Annotated in this window: 16 protein-coding genes; 14 read left to right on the top strand and 2 right to left on the bottom strand. The window is 40.7% G+C overall.

Annotation, left to right across the window (positions count from 1 at the left end):
- The first annotated feature begins 8 nt into the window (after positions 1-8).
- The 10 genes from ACSZOX_RS06270 (at position 9) to ACSZOX_RS06225 (ending at position 15,006) form a co-directional block, all read left to right on the top strand.
- Positions 9-1,109 carry a discoidin domain-containing protein gene (locus tag ACSZOX_RS06270; RefSeq protein WP_437918979.1) on the top strand — a complete coding sequence of 367 codons (1,101 nt, stop codon included), beginning with the start codon at positions 9-11 and terminating at the stop codon, positions 1,107-1,109.
- Positions 1,110-1,136: 27 nt separating this feature from the next.
- Positions 1,137-2,228: a DUF5007 domain-containing protein gene (locus tag ACSZOX_RS06265; protein WP_437918978.1), complete on the top strand. Its 1,092-nt coding sequence runs from the start codon at positions 1,137-1,139 to the stop codon at positions 2,226-2,228.
- Positions 2,229-2,238: 10 nt separating this feature from the next.
- On the top strand, positions 2,239-5,382 hold the full coding sequence (locus tag ACSZOX_RS06260; protein WP_437918977.1) for a SusC/RagA family TonB-linked outer membrane protein: 3,144 nt from the start codon (positions 2,239-2,241) through the stop codon (positions 5,380-5,382).
- Between the two features lie 4 nt (positions 5,383-5,386).
- The gene (locus ACSZOX_RS06255) at positions 5,387-6,937 is read left to right on the top strand and encodes a RagB/SusD family nutrient uptake outer membrane protein (RefSeq protein WP_437918976.1); all 1,551 of its coding nucleotides are present in this window, start codon (positions 5,387-5,389) and stop codon (positions 6,935-6,937) included.
- Entirely contained in the window at positions 6,909-7,673 is a 765-nt protein-coding gene (locus tag ACSZOX_RS06250) for a hypothetical protein (protein WP_437919510.1), read from the top strand. Before ACSZOX_RS06255 ends, ACSZOX_RS06250 begins: the two co-directional genes overlap by 29 nt.
- A gap of 5 nt (positions 7,674-7,678) precedes the next feature.
- Complete coding sequence (locus tag ACSZOX_RS06245; RefSeq protein WP_437918975.1) at positions 7,679-9,292, top strand: DUF5008 domain-containing protein; 1,614 nt, start codon at positions 7,679-7,681, stop codon at positions 9,290-9,292.
- Positions 9,293-9,304: 12 nt separating this feature from the next.
- Positions 9,305-11,029 carry a DUF4983 domain-containing protein gene (locus ACSZOX_RS06240; RefSeq protein ID WP_437918973.1) on the top strand — a complete coding sequence of 575 codons (1,725 nt, stop codon included), beginning with the start codon at positions 9,305-9,307 and terminating at the stop codon, positions 11,027-11,029.
- 7 nt (positions 11,030-11,036) lie between these two features.
- Positions 11,037-12,410, top strand: a complete 1,374-nt coding sequence (locus ACSZOX_RS06235; RefSeq protein WP_437918971.1) for a hypothetical protein — start codon at positions 11,037-11,039, stop codon at positions 12,408-12,410.
- A gap of 24 nt (positions 12,411-12,434) precedes the next feature.
- Entirely contained in the window at positions 12,435-13,469 is a 1,035-nt protein-coding gene (locus ACSZOX_RS06230) for a discoidin domain-containing protein (RefSeq protein WP_437918970.1), read from the top strand.
- Between the two features lie 277 nt (positions 13,470-13,746).
- Positions 13,747-15,006 carry a chloride channel protein gene (locus tag ACSZOX_RS06225; RefSeq protein WP_437918969.1) on the top strand — a complete coding sequence of 420 codons (1,260 nt, stop codon included), beginning with the start codon at positions 13,747-13,749 and terminating at the stop codon, positions 15,004-15,006.
- A gap of 151 nt (positions 15,007-15,157) precedes the next feature.
- Here ACSZOX_RS06225 and ACSZOX_RS06220 read toward each other — a convergent pair whose 3' ends face one another.
- Entirely contained in the window at positions 15,158-15,877 is a 720-nt protein-coding gene (locus ACSZOX_RS06220; protein WP_437918967.1) for a 3-ketoacyl-ACP reductase, read from the bottom strand.
- Between the two features lie 66 nt (positions 15,878-15,943).
- Positions 15,944-17,347: an MFS transporter gene (locus ACSZOX_RS06215; RefSeq protein WP_437918966.1), complete on the bottom strand. Its 1,404-nt coding sequence runs from the start codon at positions 17,345-17,347 to the stop codon at positions 15,944-15,946.
- 144 nt (positions 17,348-17,491) lie between these two features.
- On the opposite strand from ACSZOX_RS06215, the gene ACSZOX_RS06210 reads away from it, so the two are divergent.
- The 4 genes from ACSZOX_RS06210 to ACSZOX_RS06195 all read left to right on the top strand — a co-directional run bounded on the left by ACSZOX_RS06210 (position 17,492) and on the right by ACSZOX_RS06195 (position 20,823).
- Positions 17,492-17,980: an Lrp/AsnC family transcriptional regulator gene (locus ACSZOX_RS06210; protein WP_437918964.1), complete on the top strand. Its 489-nt coding sequence runs from the start codon at positions 17,492-17,494 to the stop codon at positions 17,978-17,980.
- Between the two features lie 77 nt (positions 17,981-18,057).
- Positions 18,058-18,705 carry a FadR/GntR family transcriptional regulator gene (locus tag ACSZOX_RS06205; protein ID WP_437918963.1) on the top strand — a complete coding sequence of 216 codons (648 nt, stop codon included), beginning with the start codon at positions 18,058-18,060 and terminating at the stop codon, positions 18,703-18,705.
- 15 nt (positions 18,706-18,720) lie between these two features.
- Complete coding sequence (locus ACSZOX_RS06200; protein ID WP_437918962.1) at positions 18,721-19,932, top strand: MFS transporter; 1,212 nt, start codon at positions 18,721-18,723, stop codon at positions 19,930-19,932.
- A 657-nt stretch (positions 19,933-20,589) separates the two neighbouring features.
- Positions 20,590-20,823 (top strand): hypothetical protein, encoded by a 234-nt coding sequence (locus ACSZOX_RS06195; protein ID WP_437918961.1) that lies wholly within the window; start codon positions 20,590-20,592, stop codon positions 20,821-20,823.
- Positions 20,824-20,977: the final 154 nt, after the last annotated feature.

Genomic DNA, 20,977 nt, shown 5'->3' with positions numbered 1-20,977 from the left:
GAGAAAGCATGAAACTACATACATTAATATTTTGTTGTTGTCTGGCCTTTATCTCTTGCAAGAAAGATGGTGGTTATTACAACAACGAATTGAAACCGGTCCTTTTTGATGGGACGACATATGAATATCTTAAAAGTAAGACTGGAATCTATGATTCCTTAATCAAGGTCATTGATCGTATCGGGATGCAGACGGTGTTGTCGGATAGTTTAATTACTCTTTTTGCACCGACGAACGAAAGTTTCCGTTTAGCCATTGAGAATTTGAACAACACGAGGCGAAATGCTGATCAACCGCTAGAGAACCTTGCGAATGTCGAGTACGAGCAGTTGGATACGATGTTGTCTCAATATATTATCCGAGGTCGTGTCACTGGTGATTCGCTTTTTCTACAAGATGGGATGTCTTTGGCTGATTTTAAGTATGGTTATCCTATGCATGGAAAATTAACGGATTCTTATTCATCGGGATATATCAGTGGAGGGCCTGCCTTGATTGAGTTTAGTGATACAAAGCGAAGTCAGTTTGTTCGGGATTGGGTAACAACAACCTCTGCATCCATCAATATAGAAACGAAAAATGGAATGGTTCACGTTTTGACCGCAGACCATGTATTTGGTTTTAATGATTTCGTCGAGCGATTGACCTTTGTTCCTCCTCCTCCAAATTTATTCAAAACAGTAGGAGGGATATTCACTACGTCGCATGAGAATGGTGGCGGTCCTAATGCCGTGGAAGCTTCGAAATATGTGTTTGATGGAAATCCTGAAACGAAATTCCTACTGGGAGGATTTTCAAATTCCCTTTGGATGCAAGCAGAATTGAGTCAGACCTCAATCGCAAATGCGTACACGTTGACATCCGCAAACGATGCGCCTGAGCGAGATCCAATTGATTGGACTTTACAAGCTTCTATGGATGGGACTAATTGGACGGTCTTGGATTCAAGAGCATCTGAAGAATTTACAGGAAGATTCCAACAACGTGTGTTTAGAATTAACAACAATACTGCTTACAAATACTACAGACTGACTATACTTCGCTTGAGGGATGGTACGACGTTTCAGCTCGCTGATTGGTCTGTAAATTATGAAGAAAAAGCGCAATAGATTTAATGATTTAAATAGAACCCGACTATGCTTAAAAATAAAATAGTATATAGGCTTAGCTATATTATCGCTTTCTGCAGTTGCCTGACAGCATGTAATTCGCTTTACGATTTACCTTCAGATAAGGATTTTATTAGTGACAACCTAACATATTCTACCAAAATCCTCGAACCCACTTTGGGTCGAACAACTGTATTTAGTATACTCAATGCGGATAATTCCACATTGCCGATGCGTTTTGAAATTGTTAATCCTCGCTTTGGTGATGGTAGAGCAGCGGACGATTTTCTAAAAACTGCATCAACTTATGAATGGATAACAGAGTATGACGGCGAAGAGAAGTCTTTGGAGGAAATTGAAGCGAAAAGACACCTGGTAGAAAAACCCATGTTCGAAGTAGATTCCAATGGACGTTTTATTCTATGGGCTTCGGCAACGAATGATCGTATTCTTCCACGTCCTAGCGATACGACGCTTAAAACACAAGATATTCGTTTCTTTGATTTGAAACTTTCCAACTCGGGAGGTATTCAATATGTTAAGGATTTTCAATTTATACCTTGGCGGGAAATAGACTATTCTCCAGAGACTGATGTTAATATTTATACGGGAGGCGTTGCTCCTGATCCAAATAGCCCTAAAGATCCTAGAAAGCGAGCTTATATTTTGCCGACTTCAATGGGGAACTTGGTTGGCGAGCAAACGAATGTTGACCTCGTAAATAATAATGACAAAAAGGACTTGGTTGTTTACATCCGAAAATTTGAGGGAGGGAATGGTCATAATTTACGCTTGAAATTCCTCGATAAAGATAGTATACCGATCGACCCTGCGAATTTCAATGAGACACGTTGGGATCAACTGTTACATGCTTTTAATAGAGTGACTACTTCCGAATATGTGCAATATGATGTGGCTTATCCAGTGCCGTTGACATCTCGATCTAGTTTTTATACCGTTGGTGGAAATGCAAAAGTGGATATCTCTTATTCACGTAAGGGATGGGGAGGGGTGCGTACAACGGGCTTTTTCGGTCTTCAGTTTAAGATTTTTAAAGCTGGTGACTGGGAGGTCGTATTCCACTTTAGAAATGATAATCCCAAGTTTGATGACGAATAATCCTTCTATTATGAGAAATAAACACATCATCGTTGTCCTGTTGTTTTGTCTAGGACTTTTTCAGCAAGGATTTGCTCAACAGACTATTAGAGGGAGGGTTGTAGATCAACAAGGAGCCGGTCTTGGAGGGGTTACGATTATAAATACATCCACAGGAAGAGCAATCGTCGCAACCGAATCCAACGGTAGCTTCAGTTTACAAGGAAATGGATCTATGACGCTATTGTTTAAACTTGTCGGTTACGTAGAGCAACGTGCAAAAGTTAGTGCTGGTCAGGCCGATTTGCGTATTACGTTGGTTTCCGCCGACCAAGGTATAGAGGAAGTTGTAGTAACGCGAGGGTACGTGCAACGGGCTAAGGAAACCACAACAGGCGCCTCCAACCTCTTGACAGATAAAGATCTTAGAGACGTTCCCGGAACACTAGAGCAATTAATGCAAGGTAAGGTCCCCGGGATGAATATTCAGGTGAATACTGGTGCTCCGGGATACCGGGGATCTACACAGATTCGCGGTTTGTCTACATTGACGATTACAGGCTCAGGAGATCAATCTGCATTGTTGCCAACATCGCCTTTATATGTTATTGATGGAGTGCCTCTAGATGCAGATCGTGCTGCAGAATATGGGCTACAGCAGCAAGGCCCCGGGATTAGTCCGCTGTCTATGATCCCCCCTGAAGATGTTGCTAGTATTGAAATATTAAAAGATGCACAGGCCACATCATTATATGGTTCCTTGGCTGCCTACGGTGTTATCATCATTAACACCAAGCGAGGAAATTCTGAGGTACCGCGTATAAACTATACGAACAATACGTTTATAAAAACCCCACCCAAATTAAGGGAAACGTTGGGTGGAAACTTAGAGCGTCGTTTGAAGTTGCAACAGATTTATGGTAATGCATTGACACAGGCCGATATCGATCGTATTTCACAGACTTATCATCTTTCTGATAGTCTCAATGCTTATTTTAATAATTCAACCAATTGGCAGGATCTTTATTATCAGACAACGTTTAACCATAGCCATAATTTAACGGTGGATGGGGGCAACTCTGTGTTGTCTTATAAGGCAAATGTTGGTTATTACACCGAGACCGGTATCATCAAAAATACAGGGTTTGATCGTTATTCTACCAATTTGAGGATGGACTATAGCCCCGATAAAAGGCTCCGCTTTACTGGACAGGTATTTGCGCAGGTCGGTAAACAAAAGAAGGGTGATGGGACAGGAATTTTACAATCGGGTGTGGCTCAGGGGGGATTGTCGTCAACGTTGTTGCCTCCTCCTTCCTTCTACTTAGCTTCATCCGAGTATGTTTCGTCAATTTCAACTAAGAATGATAACAGTTCGCGCCTTATCAGGCCGTTCGTTGAAGGTTCCTATGAAATCCTACCTGGGTTACGTATCAACTCTGCTTTAAGTTATGAGTTTGTCTCAAATGCAGAAGATACGTTCACACCTGCTGCTGCAAATAATCAATTTTCTCAGGTTTATTCCTTTGCCGGAAGAGAAACGCAGTTGTACAATCGGAATACGATGAACTACAGTAAGACCTTTAAAGATGCGCACAGTATTTTCATCAATTTGTTTAATGAAGTTCGAAATGTAACGAGACAAAATACGATCACACGGCAAGCGAGAACTCCTAATGACCAATTTGAAGGACCTCTTGGCTTTGATGGATATTTTTCGAGAGGTGGGGGAATTTTGACAAATTTCAAAGATGAACGGGCGCTATCTTTTGCGATAGCGGGTTCTTACGACTATATGAAGAAGTATGTAATCGACCTTTCGTATCGTATGGATGGTTCTTCTGGAAATGGCTTTGATAATTTGTATACTAGAAATCCAGCGGTGGGACTTCGTTGGAATGCACATCATGAGGAATTCGTAAAAGATCTCAAATGGATTAACTTGGCGTCTATACGTTTGAGTTGGGGGATAAATGTTATGCCTAATAGTACGCTAGATCGTATTTATGGAAAATATAACATTGCGGGAAGTTACAACCAAAACACGGGAATTGGTATTGATTTTGGACAGATTCCTAATCCGAATCTAAAGCCAACGACTTCTTCTCAATTTAACCTTGGATTAGATCTCGCTTTGTTTAATAACCGTATCGATCTTGTGTATGATACCTATTATAAAAAAGTGGATAACCTGTTGTTCCCCGAAAGCTTAAATTCAACATTGGGATTTGGGACGCTGTTTTCCAATGGTGCTGCGGTAGCGAATTATGGTCATGAACTTGCCGTGAATTTTAGACCACTGTCTCCTTCAAGCTCTTTCAGCTGGACACTTTCTTTTAATGGTGCATTTAACAAGGATGTATTACTTAAACTCCCAGCACAATATAGTGGGCAATATATAGATTGGGACGAAGATGGTAAAGGACAACATGTTGTTTTTCGTGTCGGAACTTCAGCTCTGTCAAACTATCTTCTTCAAAATGTGGGTGTCTATCGTACAGACGCTGATGTGCCAGTCGATCCGGCAACAGGTTTACGTTATCGCACAGCTGACGGTACTTATTTTCAGGCTGGTGATCCCATTTGGATCGATCGAAATGGGGATTATATCTTAGATGGACAAGATTATACACGAACAGGGAATTCGCAACCCCTGATTACGGGTGGGATGCAGAATACCTTCATGTATAAAAATATTCAACTAAGCATTTACACTTCTTTCACCGCAAAAAGGACAATCTTAAACAACGCTCTTGCGCAGCGTATGGGCTTGATGGCAGATCCATTTGGTACAGGTAAAGATAACAAGGTGGTGGTACCTTTGGATGGTTACGACATTTGGCTGAAGCCCGGTGATGTGGCAAAATACCCCTATCCTTATGCATATACAAGGGCGGAAAGTGTGAGCCCGTTTAGGTATGATCAAACATTATGGGAGGAGAATGGCTCTTACTTAAAAATCAATAATATTATTCTTGCTTACAATTTCGAAAGAGACTTCCTCAGGCGTTATGGTCTACAGCGTTTGCGTGTGTATGGTTCATTGGATAATGTTTACACATTTTCGAAGTATAGTGGGCCAAACCCAGAGAACGTGACGACCATGGGGAGAGATATTTCCGATGGCTATCCGGTGCCTAGAACATATAATATTGGACTTAATATAACTTTTTAAGATTATGGAAAACAAAATTAATCCAAAGCTATTCCGCATAATCTTGTTATGCTGCTCTACAATAATCATTGGGCTCTGTAATCAATGTAAAGATTATTTGCGCGTAGAACCTATAGATCGGTTGACAGGTAATAACTTTTACCTTTCTAAAGCCGATGTTGAATCGAATCTGACGAATATCTATGCTACGTTTTTCGATAAAATCAACGAAACGTGGGTGATGGGGGCAACTGGGGAAGCTCGCTCAGGGGAAATATTTGCTTCGCCCAATGCAAATAATTTCAACGCAAGAAAGGTCGTGGAGGTCTTGGGGGATAATGATCTGCTATCTGCAATAAATGTATCGCAATATTCGATGTATAACCTATCGGTTATTACCGATTGGACGAAATATTATCAAGTCATTCAAAGTGTTAATATACTCCTGTCCAAACTGGAAGAAGGTATTCCTGGAGTGAGCGGAACGGATAAAAATCGATATGTCGCTGAGGCCACCTTTATTCGCTGCTTTACCTATTTCTGGATGATACGTTTATATGGCGATGTGGTGTATTATACGGAGCCTTATTTTGCGGAGACGCTTCCACGGGAATCTATGGTTTCTGTGCTTAGCAAATGTATCGCAGATCTTGAGGCGCAAAAAGATTTAATGCCTTGGTCTTTTACGGATCCTGCGGAAAGAGGTGCTAGGCCTGCAAGGGGCGCTATCATCGCTTTATTGATGCACATGAATATGTGGAGCGCTTCCTTTGATCCATCGAATAAACAAACGTATTACGAAAAAGTAGCTTCTTTAGGTAAGGAATTGATAAATAGTGGTGTACATCGTCTGTATGACATGACTGATGAAGAATGGTCGCAGGTAACGAAGGGCCGTTCGGAAGAGTCGCTCTTTGAGTTTTATAAGAGTATAAACTATGGGGACAATGTTAGTGGCTTAGCTCCTTTCTGGGATTCTTTCCTGCGTTGGCCGTACAAATTTCCTCGGTATGATAACAATGTCAGCCATTGCTACTTCATCTCAACTTATTTAAATAAGATTTACCCTGAAGATGTGGGGGATAAAAGACGGACATTTTGGTTTGAAGATATTAATGCAGATAATGGACAATTTGTGCTGCGGAAATTTGCAACTAATATTTATGCGGCAGGTAATGAAGATAAAAATCCGGATAACTCGTTTATTATCTTTCGCTATGCAGACGCAATCCTGCTTTACGCGGAAGCTTTAGCCGAGTTGGATCGGGTTACAGAAGCGATAACAGCTGTGAACATGGTCCGTAAACGCGCCGAAGCAACATTTTACGACGGTGGAGGTGGTGCTGACTTGAAAAACTTTATCTACTTAGAACGCTGCCGTGAGTTAATAGGCGAAGCACACCGTTATTTTGACCTTATACGTACACGACGGATTATGAATTCAGAATGGACAATGGCTCCCATGACGTTGGATCAATACAACCGCGGCGCATGGACATGGCCAATTGCGAGCAGCGCAAGAAACTACAATCCTAAGATTGTTTTGAATGAGTATTGGACAACAACGGGAAGATAATATGAAAACATTGAAGAAAATGAAATTAGGTTTTTTGCTTATCCTCATTTTTGCGCTGAGCAGCTGTGCTAAAGATGATTATTACGTAGACGGAGGTCTTGCACAGGCAGAATTCGATGGATCAATTTTGGAATATCTTGATTCAAAGCCAAGAGAGTTTGATACGATTGCGCAGATCATCCGGTTATCGGGTTTGGAATCTTATTTCCAAAACGAAGAGTTTACATTTTTTGCCCCTCGTGATGAAGATATCAAATCTTTGATAGGTTCATACACCAATGGAGGGCTAAATGCAGACCTCTATTTCCTTGGTTTGGATACGTTGAAGCAGTTGAGTGACGTTGATCCGGAAATCTGGCAAAAATATCTATTACGGCACATGTTTACCGGGAAAAATGTGTTAGCAGACTACCCACAGGTAGATTATAGCGTCATGAATCTATATGGGGGACAGAATTATTTTTCGTTAAGTGGAGAGGTGTGTAATATAGGTGTTATTTTCCACGATGCCGTCAGTTCCGACGGGACGTCAGTACTTAAATACATGGGCTATCGTCAGCTCAGTATAGCTTACATCTATGATCTTTCTAGTCCAGATGATTTTATAAGTGTTCCAATTTCTTCTTCCGATATCCAACCACATAATGGTGTGGTCCACGTATTGGATTATACTGTTGGGCAATTTGGATTTAATCAAGGAGAAGTAGGTGCAGATATCATTGAAAGTAAAAGGTAGATTTTATGAAAAAGGGAATAAATAAATATAAAATATGGGCTTTCACGTGGATCCTATGCTGTTTAGGCTGTGCTAAAGAAACTTCTTTTTTCTCAGAACCTTATGCAGAGGGAAAGCCAGCCTTGGGTTTGGTATTTGAACGGACACAGGTCCCATCCCCGGCTAATGGAAAGCCAGGAACGGTTGTCACCCTAAAAGTAGGTGGATTACAACAGTATCAAGATAAAGCGGTTTTTAGATTTAATGGACAAAAAGCCGAAATCCAAAGTGTATCCGATACAGAAGTGCAAGTCGAAGTGCCTCCTTTTGCCAGTACAGGTATAACTTCTATTGTCGTGGATGATATCGTCGTGTTTGGTCCTGAATTTGACGTGGACGGACAAATATCCATTGATCCAACTTGGGAAGCTATTAATGGTACAAACGGATCTGTAAATAATCGACTGATAACCGATGATGGAAAGGTTATTTATGTAGGAAACTTTACAGATTACAATAAAAGAGGATTGGTACGCCCTATTAACCGTTTGGTTCGCACTTATCAAAATGGGACTTATGACGTGAGTTGGAGGACAGGGGAAGGCGCTAATGGATCCTTAAATAGCGTGGTCCAAATTGGTCAACGTTACTATCTGGCGGGTTCCTTCTCTGGATATGATCAAAAACGTGAAAACATTTCCAATTTAACGAGTATCTACCTCAATGGTACATTGGATAGTACGGGAATAAAGCCTTTCAGACGTCCCGATCAAAATGATACCACCAAGTATGTGCCGACATTTAATGGTGGGTTTAATTCGTCTGTAGATCAGTTGTATGTGCAGGGCACCAAAATCATTGCCACAGGAAATTTTCGCTATTATGTAAACAGAACCTATACGGAACCCAATGAAAGGGAAACTCGAGATACTGTTATTTTGGATAGTACAGAAATCCGTCAAGTCGCTCGACTAAATTTAGATGGCTCTCTGGATAAGTCGTTTCGGTTTACAGGAGGTAAAGCTCTTGAGGGGGGGAATGGAAATTTGAGAACATTATTACATGAAAGTGGTGCGTTGCAAGGAAAAATATTGGTCTACGGCCAGTTCTCTCGTTTTGATGGACAGACCCTAGGATATATTACGCGTTTGAATAGTGACGGAACCATAGACCCTACATTTAATCCTGGCGGCATCGGAGCAAACCATTATATCAGCAGTGTCACATTTAACCCGCAAACAAATAAATATGTTATCGTCGGCCAGTTTAGGACATATAATGGAAATACAGCCTTGCGTATGGCTTTGTTAAATGCTGATGGTACGCTCGATAATTCGTTTGAAGCACAGGTGTTTACTGGAGGATATCCGGCTTATGCCATACAGTTGAACGATGGCCTTATTGTGACCACCGGTGGTTTCATGACCTATGGTGATGTTTCTAGAAATGGATTTATGGTGCTCAATGCCGATGGGACACTGGCAGAAGATCTGAATGCCACAGGGCAATTTCGCGGGAGTATCAACAAAATCATCGAGACAACATCCGAAGATGGTAAAAGGGCGCTTTTGTTAATGGGCTCTTTTTCAAAGTTTGACAATGAAGATGTTGGAAATATTATTAGGGTTATTATTGAATAAAGTGGAATAGATATGAATTTGAAAAACATATTCAACATACAATCGCTGATAGGTCTTGTATGTATAGTATCTGTCTGGTGCACAGGTTGTAAAGAGGATTTTTCTAAGCTGATTCCAACGACAGCTGATGGCGACAGTATCAATGTTGTTTACGGAAACCCACATGTGTTGCTAATCGTTGTTGATGGGGCTAGGGGACAAACAGTACAGCAGCTTAACCCAACAAACATTAGTAAGTTATTACCCCGTTCTATCTATACCTGGGTTGGATTGAGCGAGGAGGATGCACAGGGTATTGCAGCAAATTGGACCGGCATATTTACAGGGGTCAATTACAAAAAACATGGGGTTATAGATAATGATTTTAGTAGTAATAATCTGGATACTTACCCTTCTGTCTTTAAGCGTATTATGGCTTATGATGAAACAATGCAAATTAACCTGGTCAGCCCAAATGAAGCTTTTCTGTCTAATTATGGGGAGGATAGTAAAACCACATTAGCTGCAAATGATCAGTCGGTTACAGATGAGGTTGTTCGTCTTCTAGGGCAAGAAAATCCTACCATGTTAACCGCTCATTTTGAAGAGGTGCAGAAGGCCGGTAAGGAAAGTGGTTTTGATCGGACTTTTGATCAATATGTTGAAGCTATTCGTCAATTCGATCAACGTGTAGGGGAAATGGTTGCTGCTGTCGAAAGTCGGGCAAATTATCAAAAAGAGGAATGGCTAATTATTATCACGTCAAGTCAAGGGGGGGATTTTGAGATTCCAGCGAATGAAAACGATAATACCGTCTTTAGTAATGCTGCTGTCAATACGTTTACCATTATGTATTCACCCAAGTATCAAACGAAGTTTATCGGTAAACCTTATATAGGTAATAAGTTTACTGGAGACTTTATGCAATTTAACGATACAAAATATGCCGAATTGCTAACCGAGGAAAATTCGCTCTTTGATCTCGGAATGGAGGATTTTACGGTAGAGCTTAAGATTAAAAAAAATAAAGGCCCTAGTAATAATTATAATTTTAGCTACCCTTCAGTTATTGGTAAACGTGCAAGTTGGCAATCGGGCTGGGATCAGGAAATCGTCAGGGGTTGGGTTATTCACCTTGCCGACGCGTCGTGGATCTTTAACGCGCGAGGAACAACAGGATATGGAGAGGTCAAAGCCGATAAAGAATTGAACAAAGGCACGTGGAACACGATCACCCTCGTTGGAGCTAATACAGATGGAAAACGAATGGTCCGTTTGTATACAAATGGTACGTTAAGTAAGGAGGCTGAGATAACTGGCTGGGGAGCGATTAATTCTGATGCGCATTTTAAATTGGGATTCTTGCCAACAAAAGAAACCTGGCGGTCAGATGCTTATTTAGCGGACGTGAAAATTTGGAAAGTAGCAATGCCAGAAGATATCGTGAACGATTATGCCTGCGAAATTGGTGTCGATGCGGCACATCCCTACTACAACTATCTTGCAGGGTACTGGCCAGTGATGGGAGCGACAGACGATGGTATGCTGATGGACTACGGCCCATTCGGTGCTAATCTCAAGCTCGGCGGAGCTTATTCTTCCGCACTATTAACAGATTATATATGTACCCCTTCTACGGTGGAATTGGGGGCTTTAGTTCCAAGAACCTATGATGTACCTACACAAATTATAAGTTGGCTGAAAGTTCCTAGACAGTTAAGCTGGCAGTTAGATGGTCGGGTATGGTTGGATAAATAAGAGAAGTATGAAGATGAAATTATTTGGTATGTTCGCCCTTTTGCTAGTCATTATGCTAGACGGGTGCGAAACAAAATCCTTAGAGGATTTTAGCCTTCAGGACAATAAGCTTGCTACCGTTTCTGCAGCAGGGATTGCAGGAGAAGTGCAAAAAACAAACGAGTCAATCATTGTGCCTGTATCAGTCAAACTTAACGGTAATGCCAGTAAAGCTTTTGATGTTGGCCTGTCCGTTAATCAGGATACGGTACAAACGTTGATACAAAGCGGAGAATTGACTGCTGTTGTTGCGGTTGCCCCTGCTGCTATAACTGTTCCAAATGTCGTAAAAGTTAGCTACGGTGCCGACTCGGCTTCTTTCGAAATAACGATATCTCGAACAGAGGTGGAGAAATATTTTGGAAAGCAGTTGGCCTTGGCATATTCGTTAAATGATCCCACAAAAGGTAATATAATTAATAGCAGTAACCGTACTGGGATCATTATTTTGGATACAAAAGAACTATTGACTACAGCTGATATACATTATCTTTCGATACGAACAGGAGGAGGCGAAGTGCTTCAGGTTAAAAATAGACAAAATTATGAAAGTACTTCTGGGGGGATGGCAATTCCTATTATCGTCAACTTAGCAAGTTTTCCGAGTCAAGCATTCTCTGCTAACATCGTCAGCAATGTAGATACAATCGCTCAAATGGTAACCGGTGGACTATTGCCTCCAAATACGATAGCATTGAACGCACCAAGTGTAACGATACCTTCCCGGGTGCAGTTCCCGAGTAACACCAGCGAAGCAAAATTCGAGATCGCGGTACCTTGGTCTGTGATTAGTGCAAATGTAGACAAGCAACTGGCTGTTTTGGTGCGATTAAGTAATCCGACTTTGCACGTTCTGGACGAAACGAAAAGTGATGTTGTTGTGTTGATTGATTGTGAAAACGTTATTGAAATTGATGTGACTAACCTTGGGGTTTTCTCCGTTAATCGGGATAATAATAGTGGTGCCGATGCAGGAGAAGGCTCGAAGAAAATGGTGGATAACAATTTTACGAATAAGTTTTTACAACAGAATTTCACCGGAGATTTGGTGTGCAAGCTGGTCTTCGAAGAAGCGCAGAAAATAGGAGCTTATACCTTGACTTCTGGTAATGACGCCCAAACGAGGGATCCAAATGCGTGGAATTTGCAAGGTTCAGATGATGGTGAAAATTGGACGACAATCGATAGCCGTGTTAACGAAGTCTTTGAAACAAGACTGTTGACAAGAAGATTTGATGTATTGTATCCAATCGCTTTTAAGCAATATCGCTTAAATATAACATCCAATGTAGGATCGAGTAATTTTCAAATCACCGAGTGGCGTATGATAAGAACGCCTTAATCAGATAAATAATAATTTACGGTTATGTCTAAAATATATCAATATATCTCATTAGCTCTGCTGTTAGGGCTCTCCGCTTGTTCTAATGAAGAGCTTGCTCCTGTAGACAATGAAGGTCTACTGCCCAAGCCGACAGCATTATTCTCGTATGAAGTTCCGGATCCATCTGATCCATTTACAATAAAGTTCGACAATAAATCGACCAACTACGCTATCAGTCGATGGAGTTTTGCTGATGATAGCACCTCTTCTGATGTTGCGCCTACGCATACTTTTCTGTATACGGGGAGTTTCAATGTTAAACTCATTTCTTTAAATGAGGAAAATTACTGGGCGCAAAGAGAGGAAACCATTGTGATATCACCTTCGGCTCTCGTGGAACTCGAAGCAGTTCCTAGCGGAGGTCAACTGAAATTGAGTTACAATACGGTGATGAATATTGCCCAGACTTCGTGGTGGGTTAAAGCGTCGGAAAATTCTTCCACACAAATATCGTCTCAAAGCACAGCTTCTTTGACAATCGCACAAGGAGAGTTTGTAAATGCGGGTCTAACATTAGTAACACCCAAAGGATCGGTGACATCATTATCGATGTTGTTGACAGATTTGGGAATTGTAAGAGATTTAACGAATCTAGATAACAATTTCACAATATCAAAAGAGAATAGTGGAGGTAAAGATGCAGGAGAAGGCTCTTCGAAGTTGATTGATAATAATATCGAGACAAAAGTCTACCTGTCCAGTGTAGGAACAAGTTTGTATTGGCAATTCGAATATTTCGAGCCTCAAATTATCAACGCTTATACAATGACTTCTGGAAATGATTCCCCAGAGCGGGATCCAAAAAATTGGGAAATAGTTGGCTCTGATGATGGGCAGACCTGGACAGTTCTGGACAGCCGAATTGATCAGGCATTTTCTTCTCGTAAGTTGACCCGAACATTTTCTTTTGAAAATACGAAGCTTTATAAATACTACCGCATACGTATTACTTCAACGAATGGATCGGCTAATTTTCAGTTGTCAGAATTTAGAATGTTGCAGATGCCGAATGAGTAAAAAAGAGGGTAATTTGAAATGTCCATGATTGCAAACCGAATGTAATAAGCTCATTGATCCCATTAGAATTAAACACGATCAATAAACACAAACACAAATGAAAATAACCCGGACATTCCATATGGCCTTTAAAAAGCAGATAATTTACATATGAATTAAAAAAGGGTACAATATACCAGGAGACAATAATCGCAATTGTAAAACGCTGTGTTTTTGAGGTAAGCATTCGTCATTAGGAAGTTTTGTTCCTACCTTTGCATGTGCAAATTGAATAATCATGCGACGAAGAGTTCTTATCTATAGCTATGTCAAGTTGATGATAGCTTCGGCAACGGTTGCGCTGCTGTGTTGTCTCCTGGCTTTTTCTCTAAAGTTTATAACGGAGCACATTCAACATCTTCTGTTTAAAAAAATCGAAGATCACCATGTTTTACTTTACATTATTTTCCCATCCATCGGGATAACTGCAATTTACTTTTTTCGGAAGTATGTATTTCAAGGGCGTAAAAATAAAGGGATAAAAGAAATCTATACAACCTTGGAAACCCGAAAAGATCATTTGCCATTCTTCAAGATTCCATCACATTATATCAACGGGTTTCTGACTGTTGCTTTTGGGGGATCCACTGGTATTGAAGTTTCGACGGTTGTGGCAACTGCCACGGTCGGTAACCAAGTATACAAGCGTAAGTTCATGCCGATGGCATTTAAGAAGGAATTGGTTTGTGCTGCGGTTGTGGCAGGTGTGACGGTGTTGTTCGGCAGTGTAATCGGAGGTTGGCTTTTTGCCGTCGAGGTTATTGCGAAGAAGCTTCACAAGACCGTCTTATTGAGTTGTACGGTAGCAGGTTTGGTTGCTTTGCTTTTTTTACAACATGTTGATCAGGAGTTTATTATAGCTATGCCTGCGCAAAGTTGGAAATGGAAGGCCTTGCCTTTTATGCTTCTTCTAGGAGCTTGCGGAGGCCTGTTAGCGACATTTTTTACACAAATAGTTATCCATTGCAAACACTGGTTTGCGAATATCAAGAGTAATTTCATTCGGGTTAATTTAGGCGCATTGACTGTAGGTACACTTATTCTTTTCTTTCCCAGTCTTTACGGAGATAGCTACCACGGATTAGCTCGGATGTTGACGATCTTCACTGCGCAGGATATGGCTCATACAGTTCCGCTAACCTTGGCGCTACTGGTACTGTTGAAACCGTTGGCAGCCTCGCTTACTCTCGGTGCGGGTGGAGATGGCGGAGTATTTGCGCCGAGTATTGTGGCGGGAGCTTTTTTAGGAATATTGTTTGCCTACCTTTGCAACACCTATCTTCATACAGATTTTCTAATTATCAATTTTGCGATGATTGGTGCTGCAGCAACATTGTCCGCGGCTATACACGGTCCTTTTACAGCTATATTTTTAGTGTGTAGTGCCGCGCCAAACGGCTATGCATTGATGCTGCCGATTGCATTGGGAACATTTTTAGCATTTTTACTTTCTAAGAAGCTATGCGCCTATAATGTTTATTCCTACAAAGAGGCTTAAATAACACGGTTGAAAGTTGGAATTCTTTTGGGTAATAAAAAAAGAAGCCTCAAGCCGGGCGACTTGAGGACTTCCAAACCAATTATTAACCTAAATTATGAGTTGATATATTGTCAATATTCGTGCCAAGTAAATATTTTTTCTAAAATATTTACGGATTTGTCGAAAAAATAGACGCATTAGCAATCAATGCTCGTTTGTTGAATTTTAGAATGTCAACGATCAGTTCGGCAAAATCTTCTGGTTGTAGAACTTTCTCAGGGTTGCCATCTGTGATTTTGAGATCAGAAATTGTCATGTCTGTCGCGATTGTACTTGGTGTAAGTGTCGTGACCCGAATGTTTTCTTTTCGCATTTCGTACATTAAGGATTCAGAAAAACCAATAACGGCAGATTTTGAGGCACTATAAGCAGAAGAATTAGCGCTACCTTTTAGTCCAGCAGTGGAAGCGATGTTGATGATATCTCCACTTCCTCTCTTTTTCATGAGAGGGATAACCGCTTTGGCCACATAATAAACGCCTAAAACGTTAACTTGGATGATTTCTTCCCATTTCGTGCTCGCCATTTCTTCTACACTACCGAAAGCAGTAATCCCTGCGTTATTAATCAAAATATCAATTTCAGGAAATTCACTGTTCACTTTTTCTACAGCTGCTTGTACTTCAGTTTCCTGGCCAACATTGCACACAACATATAAGGCTATTACCCCATAACGAAGCAATTCTGCCGTTGTTTCTTGAAGTTGCTGTTCGTTTCTCCCGCTGATCGCTACATTTACGCCTTCTTTCGCTAGTGCAATCGCTGTAGCTTTGCCTAAACCGCGACTACCACCTGTAATAAATGCGCTTTTGCCTTTTAAGTTCTCCATAGTTGTTCCTTTTGGTGCAAAAATAGAATATACCGAAGGTTTTGGCGTCACCAATGCGTAATAATTCTATTTCCGAAGCTGGGCTTCGGAATTGCTTGTGTAGGTGTTTGTGGGAACTATATGTATAGCTTTCCGTTTTTTTTCAGTCCGGACGAGATAGTTAAGAATTGTTATCCCTATGCCTGCATAGAGCAGCAGGATAATAAGGCTAATGGGGCCAACAGCAAACGCTGTAGGAACAAGTTGTCCAAGTAATGTGACAATTGATAAGCCTATTCCTGCACCTAAGAAGTATGTTGTACTGGTCAAACTCGATGCAATACCGTAATGTGTAGCGGGTACTTGTTGTAAGCCCAATACAGAGAAGCTTGTAAAACAAATAGTCATGCCTATGCCTGAAATACAGGATGCCCCTAATAGTACAACGAATAATGGATGATTGGTATAAACAGCAACTAACAAGGACGAAACCCCGATAAACATAAATAACATTCCGATAACGCCTAGTTTGGTTGTTGGCACGCGCTTGGTGAGTGGAGGGATAATAAACTTAGCTACGCATGCGGATAAAAGATTAAATGGAACCAAGAGTAAGCCTGCCGATGCACCGCTATAGCCCATGTCTTTTTGCAGCATCAATGATATTAAGAAAAGAAAGCCTATGAATAATGCCCCCAGTAAAAAGAAAGATAAATTAGAAATAACCAAATAGCGATTACGGAATAAAATCGGTTCTATTAAAGGCGTTTGTACCGTAAAAAGGCGCTTGACAAAGAGTGTTAATAAAAGAAAGGCTATACAAAAAGAACTGCTTATTAAGTATGGTTTTGTTGACCAATGAATAAGCTCGTGTATAGCAAAAGTGAGAGCGAGTAAACCGAAGACGAGTAGAAACCCCGAAACGAAGTCTTGTTGATCTTTTTTCTCCTGTTTGAAGTCACTGGGAAGATAGCGATAGGCAGCAATAATAGTGAGGACCAATAAAGGAACATTAATCAAAAATACCCAGTGCCAACTCCAATAAGTACTGATCAAACCTCCTATGGAGAGCCCACTTCCGGAACCAATCGCTGCAAAAGAACTGAATACGCCGATCGCGCGACTGCGTTCTTGAGGTTCTTGAAAAGTGTGCGTTACGATGGAGAGTGAGGCCGGCATGAGGAATGCGGCACCGAAACCTTGTAGTGCACGGAATAAGGCAAGTGTGGTAAAGGTCTCAGATAAACCGGCGGCTAAGGAACTGCCTAGGAAAATAAAACTTCCCCAGATAAAAATCTTTTTTCGTCCGATCTGATCCACTAATTTTCCTCCAATGATGAGGAACCCCCCGAAAAATAAAACATATAAGGTTTGTAGCCATTGTACGGTGTCGTAGTCTATGTCAAAATCTTGTTGTATAGCGGGGATCGTCAAGTTAATAATCGCTATATCCAACGCTTCAACAAAAGTGCCTACAGACGCAAGTAACAATATTTTGTTTTTCTCTCATCACCTAATTTTTCCGGCAAATGTATGCTTACTGATCTGTTGTTTTGTTTTAATATTTTATTTTAGAACATATGTGTCTTATGTTTGTATATTTTATATTAAATGTTCTGTTTGATTGATTGTCCTATGCATAAAAAAGAACAACAGGAAATCGTCGGTTATTCGCCCGACGAAAAAGACCTTGAAATTTTGAGGTTATTGGAAAATGACGCAAAACTTAGTGTAAGAGATATTGCAGCCCAAATACATTTAAGTTCAACGCCCACGCATGAACGTATTAAACGATTGGAACAGTCGGGGATTATTCGGGAATATGTTGCTGTACTTGACAAGAAACGAATAAATAAAGGCCTAACTGTTTTATGTATGGTGGCCTTGCGCGTCCATAACAAAATAGCTGCTGGGAAATTTATCCAGGAAGTCAGTCGTCTGCCAGAGGTCATTGAATTTTATAATATTAGCGGAGATTTTGATTTTATGTTGAAGATCATAGCAGCTGATATGGAGGGTTTTCATGATTTTTTTGTGAATGAATTATCTGAAATTGAAGGTATTGGCCAAACAAAAAGCATCTTTGTTATGAACGCCATCAAAGAGTCACATCAGGTATTATAAATCTGTTTTTTAATTATTGTTTTTTCTATACATAAAAAAGATATACATTTGTAATTCATCATATCATCAGATGAATTATGATTAAAAAAATATCGCTTGCAGAAGAGCTTGCTGATCGGATAAGAAAAAAGATCAAAAAAGGGAGCTATGCCCTTCATGAACGTCTCCCTACAGAGCCGGAATTGATGAAAGATTTTGGTGTCGGACGTTCAAGTGTACGAGAGGCTGTACGTATTTTGTCTAATTGGGGCTACTTAAAAGTACAGCAAGGTGTGGGGACATTCGTTGTCGATGTAGAAGGAAAGGAGAGCTTAGGTGAGGTCTTTGAACAGGCTGATCTGGCCGATTTGTTAGAAGTTAGACGGCTTTTGGAAGGCACTATTGTCGAGAAAGCAGCCAAAAACAGGACAGAAGTTGATTTGGAAGATCTACTAAAAACTCTGCGTTCTAGGGAAGAGATGGCTAAACTGGGCGATTTGGTAGGCTGTATCGATGCGGATATTGAATTTCATCAAGCGATTGCAAATGCTTGTGGAAATACCATTTTGACGGAGCTTTATGGAGCATCTTCTAAACATGTGCGTTCGGCATTCCTGCAGATTTATAAAGACACGCAAGTGTTTCTTGATACACATTCTTCACATGAGCAATTGTATTTTGCCATAAAAGAACAACGTGTGGAGCAGGCAAAGGCAGTATTAAATGAAATTATTGAAAAAGTTTAGATTATTGATTAAAAGATGAAAACGACAATGTCGACTTCGACAAATCCCATAGTAAAAAATACAGTATATAGCATTTTGTTCGCAATAAGCTTTGGACATTTGCTGAACGATCTTATGCAAGCGGTTATCCCGTCAATATATCCTTTGTTAAAAGATAATTTCCGGTTAAGTTTTGCTCAAGTTGGTTTAATTACATTGGTGTTCCAACTTTCTGCCTCAATTTTACAACCCTTTGTGGGGCATTACACAGATAGAAAACCTAGTCCGCAATCTTTGGCTGTAGGAATGGGTTTTACGCTGCTAGGATTACTTTCTTTATCATTAGCGCCTAGTTTCGCTCTTATATTGTGTTCTGTAGCTTTGGTAGGAATTGGATCTTCTGTTTTCCATCCCGAGGCGTCGAGAGTTGCACAGCTAGCTTCAGGAGGGAAGAAAGGATTAGCGCAATCGATATTCCAAGTCGGGGGAAATGCAGGTAGTGCGATAGGACCATTGCTAGCGGCATTGATTGTAATACCGCATGGACAAGATTATATTCGTTGGTTTTGTCTTTTTGCAATTTTAGGCATGTGTATTCTTTCTGTAGTTGGACGCTGGTATCAGCGACATATGCCAGTGAAAGTGGTGGGGGGAAAACAGGTTAAAGAAACGGTGGGAGCCGTGGCGTTGAGTCGATCTAAAATAGTGACGTCGATTCTAATCCTTTTAGTGCTGATTTTTTCAAAATATTTTTACATGGCATCTATGACAAGTTATTTCACCTTTTATCTGATGGAGAAGTTTCATGTTAGTGTACAGGAATCTCAAATTTATCTGTTTGCTTTCTTGGCTGCAGTGGCTATAGGTACAATATTAGGTGGGCCATTGGGGGATCGTTATGGACGCAAATTAATTATTTGGATATCAATATTGGGAGCAGCGCCTTTTACATTGTTGCTTCCTCATGTGGGATTGTTTTTGACGGTTGTATTGGCTATGATAATTGGTGTGATAATTTCTTCTGCATTTTCAGCAATATTAGTCTATGCGACAGATTTGGTACCAGGCAAAGTAGGAACTATCGCTGGATTGTTTTTTGGCTTTGCGTTTGGAATGGGCGGTATAGGTTCTGCTTTATTAGGCTGGTTGGCCGACCATACAAGTATCAGCTATGTTTTCCAGGTCTGTGCATATTTGCCTCTGATCGGGATTGTGACAGGATTTTTGCCAAATATAAAAGGTAAATAAAACATATTTATTTGTAAGTCATTTGCCCGGGTCCTTGTATTATAAAAAATACAGGGGCTCTTTGTTTTTATCAACTGTCTATTTAGTTCTATTTAAGTTCGGTGTTAACAGGGGTTTTATAGGGGTATAGTAGGGGGTTAATAGGGGGTTAGTAGGGGTCATACCCCTACTAACCCCCTATTAACCCTAAGCAAATCCGGTCTAAGGTAGGAAGTTGGAGGGGCTTTTGCTGCTCCAGCTTCGGAGCAAGAACAACCCAAGAACGGAACAAGGATGACCCAAGGATGGAACAAGGATAACCTAAGGATGGAGCAAGAACAACCTAAGAACGGAACAAGGATGACCCAAGGATGGAACAAGGATGACCCAAGGATGACCTAAGGATGGAGCAAGAACAACCCAAGAACAGACTAAGAACAACCCAAGGATAGACCTAGCTCTGACCTGTCCCTGCACAAGAACGGAACAAGAACGACCCAAGAACGGACTAAGAATAACCCAAGAAAGCCCCAAGAACGGAGGAATAGCAGTGTTTCTGTAAAAATATCGTGCAGTCTACCAGCGCCTTGTGGAATAGTCTGTAAAAATAAGTGGGGAAAGCTTGGAGGGAATAGGTCTAATTTTCTACCTTTGCACCACTCCGCAAGGGAGGGACGGTTGAAAAGCGAAAAAGGAAGTGTTTTTTTAGGTGGATCAGAACGTGTTTCGGTGAGCTTATTGAACGGGAAACAGGTTAAAAATTATTTTAAAATAATTTTTGCGGAAACGAAAAAATCTTCTACCTTTGCAGTCCCGAACGAGATGAGGGGAGACAGAAAAGATAAGAAAGGGGCAGCGATGCCTTTTAAAATAAGGCCAAAGCGCGATGCGGCGGCGAGAGAAGTTCTTTAAGAAAATGATCATGTAGCGTAGCGAGTAATCGGAAGATGAAAGTTATAAGATAACAAGAAATCAATTCCTGTCAATGAGGAACGTTAAGATACAAAACAAGACGATTCTAATTATTTATTGATAGATAGTTAGGAATCGAACAATTCATTTTACA

Source organism: Sphingobacterium sp. LRF_L2 (assembly GCF_965644235.1).
Classification (GTDB): domain Bacteria; phylum Bacteroidota; class Bacteroidia; order Sphingobacteriales; family Sphingobacteriaceae; genus Sphingobacterium.
The sequence above is the reverse complement of the archived record's forward strand: the minus strand, read 5'-3'. Positions and strand labels throughout refer to the sequence as shown.

What these genes read in the sequence shown, in the direction of transcription:
- ACSZOX_RS06230 (WP_437918970.1), top strand. Translation starts at nt 12,435, where the DNA reads ATGTCTAAAATATATCAATATATCTCATTAGCTCTGCTGTTAGGGCTC.
- ACSZOX_RS06245 (WP_437918975.1), top strand. Translation starts at nt 7,679, where the DNA reads ATGAAAAAGGGAATAAATAAATATAAAATATGGGCTTTCACGTGGATC.
- ACSZOX_RS06255 (WP_437918976.1), top strand. Translation starts at nt 5,387, where the DNA reads ATGGAAAACAAAATTAATCCAAAGCTATTCCGCATAATCTTGTTATGC.
- ACSZOX_RS06270 (WP_437918979.1), top strand. Translation starts at nt 9, where the DNA reads ATGAAACTACATACATTAATATTTTGTTGTTGTCTGGCCTTTATCTCT.
- ACSZOX_RS06210 (WP_437918964.1), top strand. Translation starts at nt 17,492, where the DNA reads ATGCATAAAAAAGAACAACAGGAAATCGTCGGTTATTCGCCCGACGAA.
- ACSZOX_RS06250 (WP_437919510.1), top strand. Translation starts at nt 6,909, where the DNA reads ATGAGTATTGGACAACAACGGGAAGATAATATGAAAACATTGAAGAAA.
- ACSZOX_RS06235 (WP_437918971.1), top strand. Translation starts at nt 11,037, where the DNA reads ATGAAGATGAAATTATTTGGTATGTTCGCCCTTTTGCTAGTCATTATG.
- ACSZOX_RS06205 (WP_437918963.1), top strand. Translation starts at nt 18,058, where the DNA reads ATGATTAAAAAAATATCGCTTGCAGAAGAGCTTGCTGATCGGATAAGA.
- ACSZOX_RS06240 (WP_437918973.1), top strand. Translation starts at nt 9,305, where the DNA reads ATGAATTTGAAAAACATATTCAACATACAATCGCTGATAGGTCTTGTA.
- ACSZOX_RS06265 (WP_437918978.1), top strand. Translation starts at nt 1,137, where the DNA reads ATGCTTAAAAATAAAATAGTATATAGGCTTAGCTATATTATCGCTTTC.
- ACSZOX_RS06220 (WP_437918967.1), bottom strand. Translation starts at nt 15,877, where the DNA reads ATGGAGAACTTAAAAGGCAAAAGCGCATTTATTACAGGTGGTAGTCGC.
- ACSZOX_RS06260 (WP_437918977.1), top strand. Translation starts at nt 2,239, where the DNA reads ATGAGAAATAAACACATCATCGTTGTCCTGTTGTTTTGTCTAGGACTT.
- ACSZOX_RS06200 (WP_437918962.1), top strand. Translation starts at nt 18,721, where the DNA reads ATGAAAACGACAATGTCGACTTCGACAAATCCCATAGTAAAAAATACA.
- ACSZOX_RS06225 (WP_437918969.1), top strand. Translation starts at nt 13,747, where the DNA reads ATGCGACGAAGAGTTCTTATCTATAGCTATGTCAAGTTGATGATAGCT.